14 protein-coding genes are annotated in these 13472 nt (G+C 64.3%); 11 read left to right on the forward strand and 3 right to left on the reverse strand.

Translation table 11 applies throughout. The features are described from left to right. The first annotated feature begins 221 nt into the window (after positions 1-221). The 6 genes from QZY03_RS26040 to QZY03_RS26065 all read left to right on the forward strand — a co-directional run bounded on the left by QZY03_RS26040 (position 222) and on the right by QZY03_RS26065 (position 5791). Positions 222-920 (forward strand): hypothetical protein, encoded by a 699-nt coding sequence (locus tag QZY03_RS26040; protein ID WP_295586126.1) that lies wholly within the window; start codon positions 222-224, stop codon positions 918-920. 15 nt (positions 921-935) lie between these two features. Beyond that, entirely contained in the window at positions 936-1709 is a 774-nt protein-coding gene (locus QZY03_RS26045; RefSeq protein WP_295586129.1) for a hypothetical protein, read from the forward strand. 78 nt (positions 1710-1787) lie between these two features. Beyond that, positions 1788-2375 carry a hypothetical protein gene (locus QZY03_RS26050; protein ID WP_295586131.1) on the forward strand — a complete coding sequence of 196 codons (588 nt, stop codon included), beginning with the start codon at positions 1788-1790 and terminating at the stop codon, positions 2373-2375. A 525-nt stretch (positions 2376-2900) separates the two neighbouring features. Next, the gene (locus QZY03_RS26055; RefSeq protein WP_295586134.1) at positions 2901-4181 is read left to right on the forward strand and encodes a DUF6118 family protein; all 1281 of its coding nucleotides are present in this window, start codon (positions 2901-2903) and stop codon (positions 4179-4181) included. An 89-nt stretch (positions 4182-4270) separates the two neighbouring features. After that, positions 4271-4993, forward strand: a complete 723-nt coding sequence (locus QZY03_RS26060) for a hypothetical protein (RefSeq protein WP_295586136.1) — start codon at positions 4271-4273, stop codon at positions 4991-4993. A 12-nt stretch (positions 4994-5005) separates the two neighbouring features. Next, entirely contained in the window at positions 5006-5791 is a 786-nt protein-coding gene (locus QZY03_RS26065) for an AAA family ATPase (protein WP_295586138.1), read from the forward strand. Between the two features lie 144 nt (positions 5792-5935). On the opposite strand, the gene QZY03_RS26070 is transcribed toward QZY03_RS26065, so the two are convergent. Further along, positions 5936-6061, reverse strand: coding sequence for a hypothetical protein (locus QZY03_RS26070; RefSeq protein WP_295586141.1), 126 nt, complete (start codon positions 6059-6061; stop codon positions 5936-5938). 121 nt (positions 6062-6182) lie between these two features. On the opposite strand from QZY03_RS26070, the gene QZY03_RS26075 reads away from it, so the two are divergent. The 4 genes from QZY03_RS26075 (at position 6183) to QZY03_RS26090 (ending at position 11441) form a co-directional block, all read left to right on the forward strand. After that, entirely contained in the window at positions 6183-7856 is a 1674-nt protein-coding gene (locus QZY03_RS26075) for a glutamine--tRNA ligase/YqeY domain fusion protein (protein ID WP_295586143.1), read from the forward strand. A 69-nt stretch (positions 7857-7925) separates the two neighbouring features. Continuing rightward, positions 7926-9638, forward strand: coding sequence for an OpgC family protein (locus QZY03_RS26080; RefSeq protein ID WP_295586146.1), 1713 nt, complete (start codon positions 7926-7928; stop codon positions 9636-9638). 14 nt (positions 9639-9652) lie between these two features. Beyond that, positions 9653-10468, forward strand: a complete 816-nt coding sequence (locus QZY03_RS26085; protein ID WP_295586149.1) for a DUF3313 domain-containing protein — start codon at positions 9653-9655, stop codon at positions 10466-10468. Between the two features lie 55 nt (positions 10469-10523). Beyond that, on the forward strand, positions 10524-11441 hold the full coding sequence (locus QZY03_RS26090; protein WP_295586152.1) for a LysR family transcriptional regulator: 918 nt from the start codon (positions 10524-10526) through the stop codon (positions 11439-11441). Here the strand turns inward: QZY03_RS26090 and QZY03_RS26095 are convergent. Further along, positions 11432-12151, reverse strand: coding sequence for a pirin family protein (locus QZY03_RS26095; protein ID WP_295586153.1), 720 nt, complete (start codon positions 12149-12151; stop codon positions 11432-11434). The genes QZY03_RS26090 and QZY03_RS26095 overlap by 10 nt on opposite strands. 83 nt (positions 12152-12234) lie before the next feature. Further along, entirely contained in the window at positions 12235-12489 is a 255-nt protein-coding gene (locus QZY03_RS26100) for a YceI family protein (RefSeq protein WP_295586156.1), read from the reverse strand. A gap of 230 nt (positions 12490-12719) precedes the next feature. On the opposite strand from QZY03_RS26100, the gene QZY03_RS26105 reads away from it, so the two are divergent. After that, the coding region (locus QZY03_RS26105) for a DUF3782 domain-containing protein (RefSeq protein ID WP_295586159.1) at positions 12720-13472 on the forward strand (753 nt) is incomplete at its 3' end.

A 13472-nucleotide genomic window follows, 5' to 3' on the forward strand; every position in this document is an offset into this window, starting at 1 on the left:
GCGCGATCTATGCTTTACACAAGATAAGCGAACAAGCCGGCAGGAAGCCACACCGGGAAGCCCGCCCCTCGACAACAAATGGCTCCAGTTTGCACCGAGTCACTGACACGAGTGGCGAAATGTCCTGAGAGCCCCTAACCCCTTGATAGCAGAATCTAGAGGCTGGTTCCTTCAATGGAGTAGCGAATTCGCCACCAGTGTCAGTCACTAGGAGCAATCTGATGGGCCGTTTTGCCGAAGATATGGGACGGCTGCGCGAGGAGATCGCCTCCGAACGCGTCGCCCGCCAAACCCTGATCGCCGACACCCGCGAAGCGGTAACGGAGGCTGCACACGCCTTCATGGGCGAACTGAAAAGCAGTGTGGAGACGCTCCAAGCGGAGTTTCGCGCGGCGCATGTCGACATGGCCGCCTCCGAGCGGAGAGCGCGCAACGCCGACCTCGCCCGCTTGGGCGGCGCCGTGGCTGACATCCGCGCGGAGGCGGGCGAGCGCCAGGCCGCGGTGCGCGCAGACTTGCTCGAGGCGAACGCGGCGGCGCGTTGCGAGCGCGCCCAAACGCTGCAGCACCGGCGAGGCGCAGTGGCACAGCTGCTGGAAGGTTTCCGCCAGGCCCACAGCGCGATGGCGGTGGCGGAACGCGGCGCCGGTCGCTCCTTCGTCGCCGGTATCGTCGCGGCGGTGGACGATCTACAGCGCCAGACCGTCCAAACGGTCGCGGCGTTCGCCGTCGAGCGCGCAAGGGCCCGGACGGCGTGGCGCGGCGTCCCGACGCCCGTCGCGCCCCCGCCCGCCGCACGGGCAGTCCGCGGGCAGGATGTTCGCGGTACCCAGCCCGTGCCGCTATGGAACGGATCCCCTGCCTGTGGCAGCACCCTCGCCGGTCCGCTTGCTCCCCCGGTGTTTAGATCTTCTTTATAGAAGTGGATACTGATTATGTCGATGCACACCGTTTGGATCATGAATGGCAAGGGGGGCGTCGGTAAGTCGTCGCTCATGATGGTCTTGGCATGGCTATACGATAATATGGGCCGCCCCTTACGTCTCATTGATGTCGATGACAAGGCGAAATTGGCCGAGTTCGTGGGCCACGATAGTGTCCTCTCCCTGCGCATCGGCGCGGATGCCGAGGCACTGCGCGTGGATCCATCGCTTGCCTATAGCTACTGGGATCAACTGGCGGCCGAGATCCTTGATGGCGATACCGGCGTCGATCTCGGGGCCAACATGGATCGGCATATCCTCCAATGGGCGCAAAAGTCCGACTTGGGCGAGGTCTTGGCCGAAAGCGGCGTAACCATGGATATCTATGTCCCGGTCACTGCGGATCCACTGGCCGTGACGGGCGGGATCGATGTGCTGGATGCGGTCGCGAAGATCTTTCCGGACAGCCGGCGGATTCTAGTGCTCAACCGGTTCGCTGGTCATTTCAATGCCTATGAGTCTACCCCTGAGTTCAATCGTATCGCGGCGATGCGAACCGAGGGACTTATCGTGGTCGGCATGGATGGCTGTCACAGCGAGGCCTGGACCGACTTCGAGCGGATGAAACTGCCGCCGTCGCGGATCCTGGCCCTGAATGCGGCCAAGTTGGCCCAGCAAACCGGCCTGGGGATCCTTGCCGCGAAACGTGCAGTCGGCGACTATGCGTCCTGGCTCAAGCAGTTGCAGCAGGAGTTCGCGCCACTGGTGGCGCTCCGCCCCGATTGATCACGGCAGGGGCCACGCACGGATTCCGTGGCGGGCAATCGGACAGGCTGGATCGGTTATCTCTCCCGCGGGTTTTGTATGAATTCACGCTGGATCGCTCATCTCGACGCCCACATCGCCACTGGCCAGATCGCCGCGGAGGCCGAAAGCGCCGAAACCCTAAGCTGGTTGTTGAAGCTCGAACCGGAGCAGCGCTGGTATCTGGTCTTGAGCCGTGACCCGCGCCTCAAGCGCCTGGTCGCGGGTGACTACCGGCGTCTTCTGATCTTGATGGTCCAGTTGGAGTCGGCCGCGCTTGCGGATATCGCGGAACCCCTCGCCCTGTGCACCGAACTGGAACGTTTGAATGCGGGCCTGACCCAAGGTCGCAACGCGGTGCTCCAACTGGCCCAGGAGCGCCAAAGTCCGAGCGGCTACGATGCGCACGCACAGGCCATCGAAAGCCTGCGCGATCAGGCGGAGGCGGCGTTGACTCAGGTGCGTCAGGGGGCCTGGCGAGCGGCGCTGCACGTCCTGTGGGAAGTCACTGATCCGGCTTACAGGGAGTGGCGTGAGCGGCTCGCCCGTTGGCTGGCGGCGCGGGAGACAGTGTCGGAGCTGGCGCACCAGACCGGGGCGCAGGATGCAGACCGACCGGACGATTCGCTAAGGGCAACCCTCCCATGATCACCCTCGGCATCCTCTTGACCCTTCTGCTGGGCGGCTCTGGCCTGGCCGCGCTAGTCCTGAGACGACGCTGCCGGCGACGCGGTGACCTCAAACGACCGCGCATCGGCATTGCGCGGCCAGCCACGGATGATTCAGCGGCGCTGGGTGTCTGGCGTCCGCCGCCACGAGAGCATCTGTTGCGACGCCAAGAGGCCCTGTCGCGAGACAGCGGCGGGGACGAAGCGGCTCCCCCCTACGACATGTTCCGGCGTCGGCCCATGGTCAAGCCACTCGGACGTTGCGAGGCCATGCCAACACTGCGGCCCCGCCCCCCCGTTACCTTAGGCTCGCAGATGCGCGCCGAAGCACCCGCGCCATCCTCCCAACCGCCGACCGACACCCCCGGCTTGACACAGCAACCTTCACGTATCGGGCGGCGACGTCAGGGGTTGGAAAGCCTCATCACCGAGATCCCGCAACATCCCCGGGAACAGCATCATGACTCGCGCGACTCCTGATTCTTCACCTCGAGCGACCGAGATCGTGGCCGTCGTCAGTCAACAGGGCGGCGTAGGCAAGACCACGACCGCGATCAACCTCGCCATCGCCCTGGCCGCGGCCGGCCGCACCGTCTTGTTGATGGATCTGGATCCACAGGGACACGCGGGTCATGCCCTGGTGCGGGGCCACTATGATGGGGGCGGTACGGAACGCATCCTGTTGCAAGCGAGCCTGAGCCGCGACCTGATCGCCGCTACCGAGATCCCGGACCTCTATCTGGCGCCAGCCGGCCCCGGGCTGGCCGGCGTCGAGAGCGCGCTTGCCGTGATGGGCGACAGCCGGACCCGCTTGTACCAGGCACTCGCCACCTTGCATAGCCTGCCTTTGCGATTCGACCACGTGGTCATCGACTGTCCACCCGCGCTGGGTTTGCTGACGTTGAACGCCCTGGCCGCGGCGCATCGGGTCTTGCTGCCAATTCCTTGCGACTCGGTCGTTCTCGGAGGTCTGCCGACGGTGCTGACGACCATCAGTCGGTTGCGCGCTGGCTTGTCGCAACCCCTGTACGGTGTTTATCTGCTGATCAGTATGCGCCCCATGGGCGCGGCGACCCAGTCCCTGATCGCCACGATGCGTCATGACTACGGGCGCATGACCCTGCTGAGCGAGATCCCCTATGATGAGCAGGTCAAGGAGGCCACCGAACGCGGCCGGCCATTGCTGGCCCATGATCTCACGAGCGGTGTTAGCCAAGCCTATCTGTCGCTGGCCGCCGAATGGTTGACCCTGAGCGAGGAGGGCGATCAACCGGATGGCAGTTGGCGCTTACGGGCGCGCCAGGAACGTATCACGGCGTATTGCGCCGAGATCAGCAAACGCGTCGAGGCCTGGCTGGTCGACCCTTCCTCGCTGCTCTACGACGACGCGCGTGAGGCGATGCGCCATCAGGATGCCTTGGTCCTCGAGGAGCTCTTTCAGGCGACCCCGCCGAGCACGAACCCCCGCTTCGCCCAGCGACGCTGGCCCTTCATCCTCGCGGGGCTCTCACTCCTCGCATTATTACCAACCGCCTGGTGGTTGCGTCACTGGAGCCCGGATCCGGCATGGCGTATTGAACTGGGGGCTTTGGTCATCGGCACCGACCAGTATTGGCGCGCCGGCAGTCTCCTACAGGCGCGTTCCGATACCAATGCCTATCGCGAGTTGCTGTTCGCCAGTCAACTGGTCGCGTCGAACCGCGAACGTCTCCTGGCCTGTGGCGAGCAGGTTCGAGAGGACGACACCGCCACCCGTTGCGCCATTGAAATGCCGGTCTCCCCATGAACATCGGGCAACGATTTCTGGAGCGCGCGTTCTGTCGTCCATGCCGGACAGCCCCAAGAGCGCACGCGCCATGGCGGATCGCGCTCCTGATGGGACTAGTCAGCATCGCGGCCGCGGCTGACCAGGGGTCTTCGTCACCGATTCCGCTCATCAAACCGGACGTTGGCGACGATCCGCGTTGGCTGCGCCAATTGCCCGCAGTCGTCCTGCCCTTGCCTAAGCCCGCCGAGTTGGCCGCACGCCGGGCTCATGCGTCGCAACGGGAAAGGGACGCGGCGGCGGAGGCACGCGGTGAGATTGCACAGGCGCCCGCACCCGGGATCAGCGATCCACGGGTGAGGGAAGCAGCCGAGACCGAGCGCTCGCCCGAGAGGTCAACCGCGACTGCGGACGCGGTCGTGGATGCGCCTGCTGGCGATGAACCGACCGAAGACGCCGCCAGGAGCGAGGTGCTGGAGGCGCGGGTGATCGGTCCGCCGGCCACACGCCAGGTCACTGATCCGGCATCCATCCCTGGCGCGGCGGCTACCGAGGCTTCCTCCCCGCGCTATCGCTGGCATGTCCAACTGCTGGCGGGGCGTTCACTCGTCAAGGTCAAGGAGGACAGCAGGGACTTCGAATCGCGCTATGAAGCCATGTTGCAGGGGCGTACCTTGACGATCAACCAGTCGCGTTACGGGGATGCGCGTGACGAATTCTACCGTCTCCGTGTGTTGGACTGGACGACCCCCCAGCCCGCGCGGGTCTGGTGCGTTCAGTTGCGGGCCAGCGGCCATCAGTGCCTGGTCACGCGTGTCACCGTGCCGCAATAACGGGCGAAACTCATGCGAACATTCTGCATCACTTCGGGGAAAGGGGGGGTCGGTAAGACCACGCTGGCCATCAATCTCGGTATTGCCATGGCCCGCACCGGGCGTCGGATCCTGCTGCTGGATGGCGATCTGGGTCTGGCGAATCTCAATGTGTTGCTTGGGATCATCCCCAAATTCACGATTCAGGATGTGGTTCGCGGCGAGAAGACCTTGGCGCAGGTCATCATGCCGACCAGCTATGGGTTGGATCTCGTGGCCGGCGCCACCGGGATCGCTGACCTGGCCAATCTGGGTGGGCCGGAGCGTGAACATGTCTTGCAGGGCCTGGAAGGCTTGAACGGCTATGACATCCTGATCATCGATACCGGAGCCGGCATCGGCGACAATGTCATCCGTTTCGTCCTGGCCGCCGACGATGCGATCGTCGTCACCACCCATCACCCGACCTCAATGACCGACGCCTACGGCATCATCAAGACCATCCTGACGCGTGAGGCCAAGACGATCAAGCTTCTGGTCAATTGTGTCAACTCGCCCAGCGACGCACAGCAAGTCGGCGCCCGGCTGGCGGCCGTGACCGCCAAATTCCTGAATGGCAAAATCGAGTGCATTGGCTACGTCCAGCGTGACGCACTGATCGAGAAAAGCATCATGGCCCAGAAGCCACACCTCATTCTCAATCCTGGGGCCGCGAGCGCCCAGCGTATCCGGGAGGTCGCAATGCGCCTGCTCAATGAGGGCGAGCCGGATTCGAAGGGAACGCTGGGGCGTTTCATCCAGAGGCTGATGGGCCGTTGATTCTGCAATGTGCAATGGGAGCTGATCACATCTCGGACGAGCGGGTCGCGGTCTCTTGCTACTGTTTACGAGGTGATCGATCTCTTCGACGATCCGGTGGCTCACCAAAGCGCTCCGCCCCTCCAACGCACTGCGCGCGCTCAGTCAGCGGTGGGTCGCCCGTTCCGAGCCCGGGGCGGCCATGCGCCCAACCACCGCCCCAACGATCAGCGCCCGTTGCGGACCGCTCAGCCCCAGGTCTTGGAGCAGCGCGTGCGACTTCAGTCGCACCTACACTTACCAGCAGTCGACCCCGATGCCGGCCAGCGCGCAGCGGGAAAACCCGACAGGCTGCTAGAATGCGGTCTAACGCCTTGCCTTGTCGTTTTCCTTTTTCGACCCCCCGAACACCATGACCGACCCCACAGATTCGCACCGTTCCAATTTTATCCGTCAGATCATCGAGGAAGACCTGGCGGCCGGGCGCCACCAGCGCATCGCCACGCGTTTTCCGCCGGAGCCTAACGGCTATCTGCATATCGGCCATGCCAAGTCGATCGTGCTCAACTTCGGGCTCGCCCTGGATTATCCGGGAACCTGCAACCTGCGCTTCGACGACACCAACCCGAACAAGGAAGATGTGGAGTTCGTGGACGCCATCCAGGCGGATGTGCGCTGGCTCGGCTTCGACTGGGCCGACCGGCTCTATTTCGCCTCGGATTACTTCGAGCAACTGTACGGCTTCGCCATCGAACTGATCGGCAAGGGCCTGGCCTATGTGTGTGATCTCAGTGCCGAAGAGGTCCGCGCCTATCGCGGTACCCTCACCGAGCCCGGCCGCGAGAGTCCCAACCGCAACCGTTCGGTGGAAGAGAACCTGGATCTCTTCACCCGCATGCGGGCCGGCGAATTCCCGGACGGCGCCCGCAGCCTGCGTGCCCGCATCGACATGGCCTCGCCGAACATCAATCTGCGCGATCCGGTGCTTTACCGCATCCGCCATGGAGTGATTCACCACCAGACCGGCACCGCCTGGTGTCTGTATCCGACCTACGACTACACCCATCCGCTCTCGGATGCACTGGAGTGCATCACCCACTCCATCTGTACCCTGGAGTTCGAGGACCATCGGCCCTTCTACGATTGGTGCGTCGCCAACGTCTCGGTGCCCTGCAAACCGCGGCAGATCGAGTTCTCCCGGCTCAACCTGGAATACACGGTGATGAGCAAGCGGCTGCTCACCCAACTGGTTGCCGAGAGGCATGTCACGGGCTGGGACGACCCGCGGATGCCGACCATCGCCGGGCTGCGCCGCCGCGGCTACACACCCGCGGCCATCCGCGCCTTCTGCGAGCGCATCGGTGTCACCAAGTCGGACAACATGGTCGAGATGGCCATGCTGGAAAGCGCCATCCGCGAGGATCTGGATGCCACGGCCCCGCGACGGATGGCGGTGCTGCGCCCGCTCAAAGTCGTCATCGAGAACATTCCGGCGGGTCAAGTCGAGCAGATGCAGGCCGGCAACCACCCCAAAGACGCCGCGCTGGGTACCCGCACCCTGCCCTTCGACCGCGAAATCTATATCGACCACAACGATTTTTCCGAACAGCCGCCCAAGGGCTTCAAGCGCCTGATGCCGGGCACCGAGGTCCGGCTGCGCAACGCCTATGTGATCCGCTGCGATCAGGTGATCAAGGATGCCGACGGGAATGTCATCGAACTGCGCGCCACCGCGGACCTCGACACCCTGGGCCGCAACCCGGAGGGCCGCAAGATCGGCGGCGTCATTCACTGGGTCAGCGCCGCCCATGGGTTGCGGGCCGAACTCCGGCTCTATGACCGGCTGTTCCGGGTCCCGGTCCCAGGCGCGGGCGGTGCGAATTTCCTCACGGACATCAACCCGGACTCGCTCGCAGTGCTCACCGACAGCGTGGTGGAGCCGGGGCTCGTGGGTGTCGCCCCCGGTGAGCGTTTCCAGTTCGAACGTGAGGGCTATTTCGTCACCGACCCGGACAGCACGGCCGAGCGTCCCGTATTCAACCTGACCGTCGGACTCAAGGACACCTGGGGCAAGGGGCAGCGTTAGACGCGGCGCGTGCTCAGCTTCTATGGGGTACACTAAGGTGTAGCCATCCAGTTGTATCAGGGTCCGTCCATGCGCTGTAACACACAGGCTCCCGACTCGCCCGCTGCCGCGGCGACCCTGGATCTGGGACCCGGCGGCGGCGTCAATCCGGTGCGTCCGACCACACCGCCGGCGCTGCCGTTACCCGGACGCAATCTGCTGCTCGACTTTTTCCGGGGGTGGGCGCTGCTGGTCATTTTCGTCAACCACATCCCGCTCAACGGATTGTCCTTATTCACGCCATCGCGTTTCGGGTTCAGCGATGCCTCCGAGATCTTCGTGTTCCTCTCCGGCTTCGCCGCGGCCCTGGCTTACGGCCGCAGCTTCCGATCCGCCGGGCTCGTGGTCGGCAGCGCGCCGGTGGTGCTGCGCGGTGGACAAATCTATGCGGCCCACCTGGGGCTATTTTTCGCCCTGGCCGCCATCTGTGTCATCGGCAATGCCTGGTGGGCGGAGCCGGACTATATCAGTCGGCTGAATCTGGCCTATTTTTTCGATCACACCTCAGCGGCCCTGCTGGGCCTCGTGACCCTGACCTATGTGCCCAATTATTTCGACATTCTGCCGATGTACCTGGTGGTCCTGCTCTGGCTGCCGCTGTTTTGGTCGCTGTCGCGGCTCCATGTCGGCGCGGCCTTGGGGGCTTCGCTCGGCGTCTACCTGGCCATGTGGTGGTGGAGCATCGAACTCCCGGCGGACCCGCTCGGCGATCGCCCCTGGTTCTTCAACCCGTTCGCCTGGCAACTGCTGTTTTTTCTCGGATTCGCGTTCGGCAGCGGCTGGATCAAAGCCCCTCCAGCCAGGGGCTGGCTGATTGCGCTGGCGCTGGGTGGTGTCGTCATCGCCATCCCCATCGGCTACCCGCCGATCTATCAGGCCGACGCCTTCTGGGGCGATCTGCGCGCAACCCTGGAGCCCTGGTTCGATAAGACGCGACTGGGGCCATTGCGCGTGCTCCATTTCCTGTGTCTGGCGTATCTGGCCCTTTGCCTGCTGCGGACCCGTCAGCACTGGCTCAGCCGGCCCCTGCCCAGCCTGATCGCCACGGCGGGACAGCAATCGCTGTCGATTTTCCTGTTCGGCATGGCCCTCTCGTTCATCGCCGGCATGGCACTTGATCAGGCCGGGCGAACTCTGATCACGACTGCCCTGGTCAATCTGGGTGGGATCGCGCTCCTGCTGCTGGTGGCTCAGGCGCTGGCCTGGCTGGGACGCAAGCCCTGGAAACAGGCGGCGCGGACGCTGGCCCATGCCGCGACCGACTCCGGCCATACACCCGCACCGACCGGCGCGCTTGGTTTACCCTGGCTGTGGCTCAAGCACGGCACCCTCACTGCCGCGCTGGTGTTCATGGCTGTCTCACCCGCGCTGCTGGTCCGGCAAGTCCATGGAACGCGCGGTCCCGCCACGGCCGCCGCGGCTGAACTGAACACGCCGACCCCGGCTCTCCCGGAGCACCGGATGAGTCCTTTAACGCAGGGATCCGACTCACTCAGTGCGCAGATCCTGCGGGCCAGGCCATCGATCGCAATGGATCATCCGATCCATCACCAACCCGGTATGACGCGTACCGATCCCGCCTTGCGCCCCGTCAGCCTGAAGCCCAAGCAGACCAAACAGCCGCGTCGCGTTCAGGCCGGATCGACCAAGTCGAAATGGCGCAAACCAGCGGTTCAGACTGGAACGAAGAAGACCGCCGTGCGGCGTCCGTCCGTACCGACGCCGGCCAGGATCGCGCCCTGATCTAGGAGATACAAATGCTGAATAACGATCGATTAACGACCTACTGGGCACGCGGCGCGGCCTTGGCGGGAATGGCGCTCATCACGGGATGCGCCTCGCTCAACTCCGGCGTGTCCGGCCTGATGGGCAGCGGCACCGGCGTCACGGCCACTGACCCGACCCGACTCACACAGAGTGGCTTCCTGTCCGATTACGCCCGGCTCAAGCCCACGCCCTGGGGCGAAGGCATCCAGTGCTGGGCCGATCCGCGTCTCGATGCGAAGCGCTACGACAAGGTGCTGATCGCGCCCATGGTCGTCACGCTCAAGCCCGGCCGGAATCAGGCCGTCGATCCGGCTGACCTCAAGATACTGACCGACTATTTTCACGCGTCACTGGCCACGGCACTCAAGCCGCAGCTGCAGGTGGTCAATCAGCCGGGCCGCGGCGTAGTCGTGCTGCGGATCGCGCTCACCAATCTGGTGCCGACCGGCATCACCCGAAGCCTGACCGGGACCCTGGTACCCTATGGCTTCGTCGCGGAAGCGGGTTCCGGGGTCGCCACCGGCCGGCCCGCCGGCTCCACCCCCTATCTGGGCGAGACCGGCATGGAAATGCAGTTCCGGGATGGGGGTTCGGGCGCTGTGCTCGCCGAATGCCGCGACACCCAGATCGGGCGCAAATATGCCGCCGACCTGAACGCGGGCGTCACCGGAGCGGCCCAGACCTGGGCGAGCGGCTATGTGAACTCCTTCCAGAGCTGGGCCTATGCCCGCAATGCATTCGACAAATGGTCCACGCTGACAGCGAACCGCATCGCCGAGTTGCGCGGGGCCACGCCGACGCGATAGGGGCCTGGCCAGCGGCGGCAGATGCGGGACGCCACCGTCAACCAGGCTCCGGATCATGAACCGACTCGATGCCATGCACCTGTTTGTTCGTGTCGCGGAACTGGGCAGTTTCGCGGCGGTCGCCGATCAACTCGGCGTGGCGCGTTCGGTCGTCACCCGGCAGATTGCCGCGCTGGAGGAGCATCTCGGCGTCAAGCTCATGGTCCGCAGCACGCGGCACCTGACGCTGACCTCGGCCGGCACCGCCTATCTGGACAAGTGCCGGGTGATCCTCGATCTGGTGGAAACGGCGGAAGCGGAAGTGATGGAGGAACGTCTGGCCCCCAGTGGCCAACTGCGCCTCAGCGTGCCACTGAGTTTTGGACTGCGACACCTGATGCCGCTGCTGCTGGAGTTCGCCGCCACCTACCCCGCCATCACCCTGTCGACCGACTTCAATGACCGCACGCTCAACCTAATTGATGAAGGCATCGACCTGGCCATCCGTATCTCGGCCCAGCTCGCGCCGGGTGACATCGCCCGCAAACTCGGCACCTGTGGGCTCAAGGTCATCGCTGCGCCGGATTATCTCGCCCAACATGGCCGGCCGTCGCATCCCTCCGAACTTATCGGCCATCCCTGTATCGGGTACTTGCAGCAGGCGAACAGCCTTCCCTGGTCGTTCCTGATCGACGGCCGGTTGCAGGACTTTGCTCTGCCCTTCCGGCTCCAGGCCAACAACGGTGACGCCCTGGCCGAAGCGGCCGCCCGGGGACTGGGCATCACGCTCGTGCCGGAGTTCATCGCGTCCGACTATCTCGCCGGGGGCCGGGTCGAAACCCTGCTGGACGCATTTGAACCGCCCGCATTGGGCATCTACGCCTTGCTCCCGAGCAATCGCTATATGCCCCATCGGGTTCGCGCGCTGATCGATTTTCTATCCAGTCGGCTGGCGTGCCCACCCCATGAGAGGACCGCTGACGCTCAGTGGTAGTGCAGTTCATGCGCACGCAGGTCGAACAACAGCACTTCGGCATTGTCGCCCTCGCCGAACGCAAGTTCCCGCACCTTGCGCAGGCGTGCGCCGTCGCCCTCCGACAGACGTTCACCGTTCACGGTGAGCGCACCGCGCGCAACCTGCACATAGGCATAGCGGTCGGCGGGCAACTCAAAGCGCTGCTGTTCGGCGCCATTGAAGCATCCGGCATAGACACGCGTATCCTGATACACCGACAGGGAGCCGTCGGCACCGTCGGGCGCAACGATCAGACGCAGGCGACCCCGCTTATCGGCCGCGGCGATGTGCTGCTGCTGGTAGCGCGGCGTGACGCCCTGGCGATCCGGGACGATCCAGATCTGCAGGAGATGCACCATATCCTGAGGCGAGGCGTTGAACTCGCTGTGACGGATTCCGGTGCCGGCACTCATCATCTGAACGTCGCCGGGCCGGATGATCGAGCCGTTCCCCATCGAGTCCTTATGCTCCAGCGCGCCTTCGAGCACGTAGGTGAGGATCTCCATGTCGTGGTGACCGTGGGTATCGAAGCCGCGGCCCGGACGCACCCGGTCGTCGTTGATCACCAGCAAGTCAGAAAAGCCCGTTTGCTCCGGGTCGTAGTAGCTGCCGAATGAAAAGGTGTGATGGGAATGCAGCCACCCAAGATTGGCGAGGCCGCGGTCTGCTGCGTGTCTCAGTTCCAACATCTTGATCTCCTGGATATCTGTGCGGCGGAGCCGGTGTCGCGGGCGGCACCGGCCCCGGTGATCAGGCTCAACCCTTAACCGCCTCAAGCGAGACGGTTGTCGACCGAGGTGGTGTCGATGACGACATCGACCGTGCCGGTCTTCGCCGCCTGGTCCAGCACCACGGTACCGGTGGTCTTGTTGAAGCGGCTGAGCTGCGTCGACAGACCCTGGTGGTCGTACGAGAAGCGCGCGAAGGTATGAGTCGGGTCGACGCTGTAGGTTTCCGGCGCGGCCAGCGCGGGGGCGGACGCGGCCGCGATGACGAGGGCGGCAGACAGTTTGGCCAAGGTGTTCATCAATGGCTTCCTATTGAGGTTGGGGAGATGGGACTTTGACTGCCGCGGTCGTTTACGCGCGGCAGGTATCGGCGATGGGTTCACTTTAGTCGACAGAAACAGTCGGAAATAGAGCGCAACGGCGAATGATCTGTTGCCGGAATTGCAACAATGCGGTGCCAACCAGAAAGGGTTTATGATTCGAGGCAAGCGGGCACCCGTCGCCCGTGATCCTGCGCGCGAGGCCGTTCATGGACATCACAGTCGAGACCATCAAACGCGAACTACCACGCCTGCTGCGGGACGACCCGGAGCTGCGCCAATACGTCCTGGAGATCGCCCGCGGACAGTTCGCCGACCGGGTGCAGACCGATGACCGCTTCGACCGCGTCCTCGACGAGCTGCGCCGCGACCGCGAGGAGCAGGCCCGCAAGTGGGACGAGCAAACCCAACTGTGGCGCGAGCAGAACCGCAAGTGGGATGAGCAGAACCACGAGCAGAGGCTCAACTGGGACGAGCAAAACCGCAAGTGGGACGAGCAGAACCGCAAGTGGGATGAGCAGAACCGCGAGCAGAGGCTCAATTGGGACGAGCAAAACCGCAAGTGGGACGAGCAGAACCGCGAGCAGAGGCTGAACCGGGACGAGCAGAACCGCAAGTGGGAGGAGTCCCGCCGGGAGTTCGATCGGGTTCACGAGGAGATCATGGCGCAGGCGAAGAAGCACGACCGCTCCATCGGCGCCCTGGGCGCCCGCTGGGGCCTGCAATCCGAGGCCGCCTTCCGCAATGCCCTGGCCGGCATCCTGGAGACCAGCTTCGGCGTCAGCGTGCGCAATGTCTGTGAATTCGACGACGCCGGCGAGGTCTTCGGGCGGCCGGATCAGGTGGAGATCGACATCATCGTCAAGAATGGCATGCTGTTGCTCATGGAACTGAAGTCATCCATCGACAAGGGCGGCATGTACATCTTCGAGCGCAAGGCCCGCTTCTACGAGCGCCATCAC

Source organism: uncultured Lamprocystis sp., from assembly GCF_903933125.1.
GTDB lineage: Bacteria > Pseudomonadota > Gammaproteobacteria > Chromatiales > Chromatiaceae > Thiodictyon.

Bases quoted from the DNA above. Each gene is read 5' to 3' on its own strand.
- QZY03_RS26045 (WP_295586129.1), top strand. From the start codon at position 936: ATGTCGATGCACACCGTTTGGATCATGAATGGCAAGGGGGGCGTCGGT.
- QZY03_RS26040 (WP_295586126.1), top strand. From the start codon at position 222: ATGGGCCGTTTTGCCGAAGATATGGGACGGCTGCGCGAGGAGATCGCC.
- QZY03_RS26050 (WP_295586131.1), top strand. From the start codon at position 1,788: ATGAATTCACGCTGGATCGCTCATCTCGACGCCCACATCGCCACTGGC.
- QZY03_RS26065 (WP_295586138.1), top strand. From the start codon at position 5,006: ATGCGAACATTCTGCATCACTTCGGGGAAAGGGGGGGTCGGTAAGACC.
- QZY03_RS26075 (WP_295586143.1), top strand. From the start codon at position 6,183: ATGACCGACCCCACAGATTCGCACCGTTCCAATTTTATCCGTCAGATC.
- QZY03_RS26085 (WP_295586149.1), top strand. From the start codon at position 9,653: ATGCTGAATAACGATCGATTAACGACCTACTGGGCACGCGGCGCGGCC.
- QZY03_RS26080 (WP_295586146.1), top strand. From the start codon at position 7,926: ATGCGCTGTAACACACAGGCTCCCGACTCGCCCGCTGCCGCGGCGACC.
- QZY03_RS26100 (WP_295586156.1), bottom strand. From the start codon at position 12,489: ATGAACACCTTGGCCAAACTGTCTGCCGCCCTCGTCATCGCGGCCGCG.
- QZY03_RS26090 (WP_295586152.1), top strand. From the start codon at position 10,524: ATGAACCGACTCGATGCCATGCACCTGTTTGTTCGTGTCGCGGAACTG.
- QZY03_RS26095 (WP_295586153.1), bottom strand. From the start codon at position 12,151: ATGTTGGAACTGAGACACGCAGCAGACCGCGGCCTCGCCAATCTTGGG.
- QZY03_RS26060 (WP_295586136.1), top strand. From the start codon at position 4,271: ATGGGACTAGTCAGCATCGCGGCCGCGGCTGACCAGGGGTCTTCGTCA.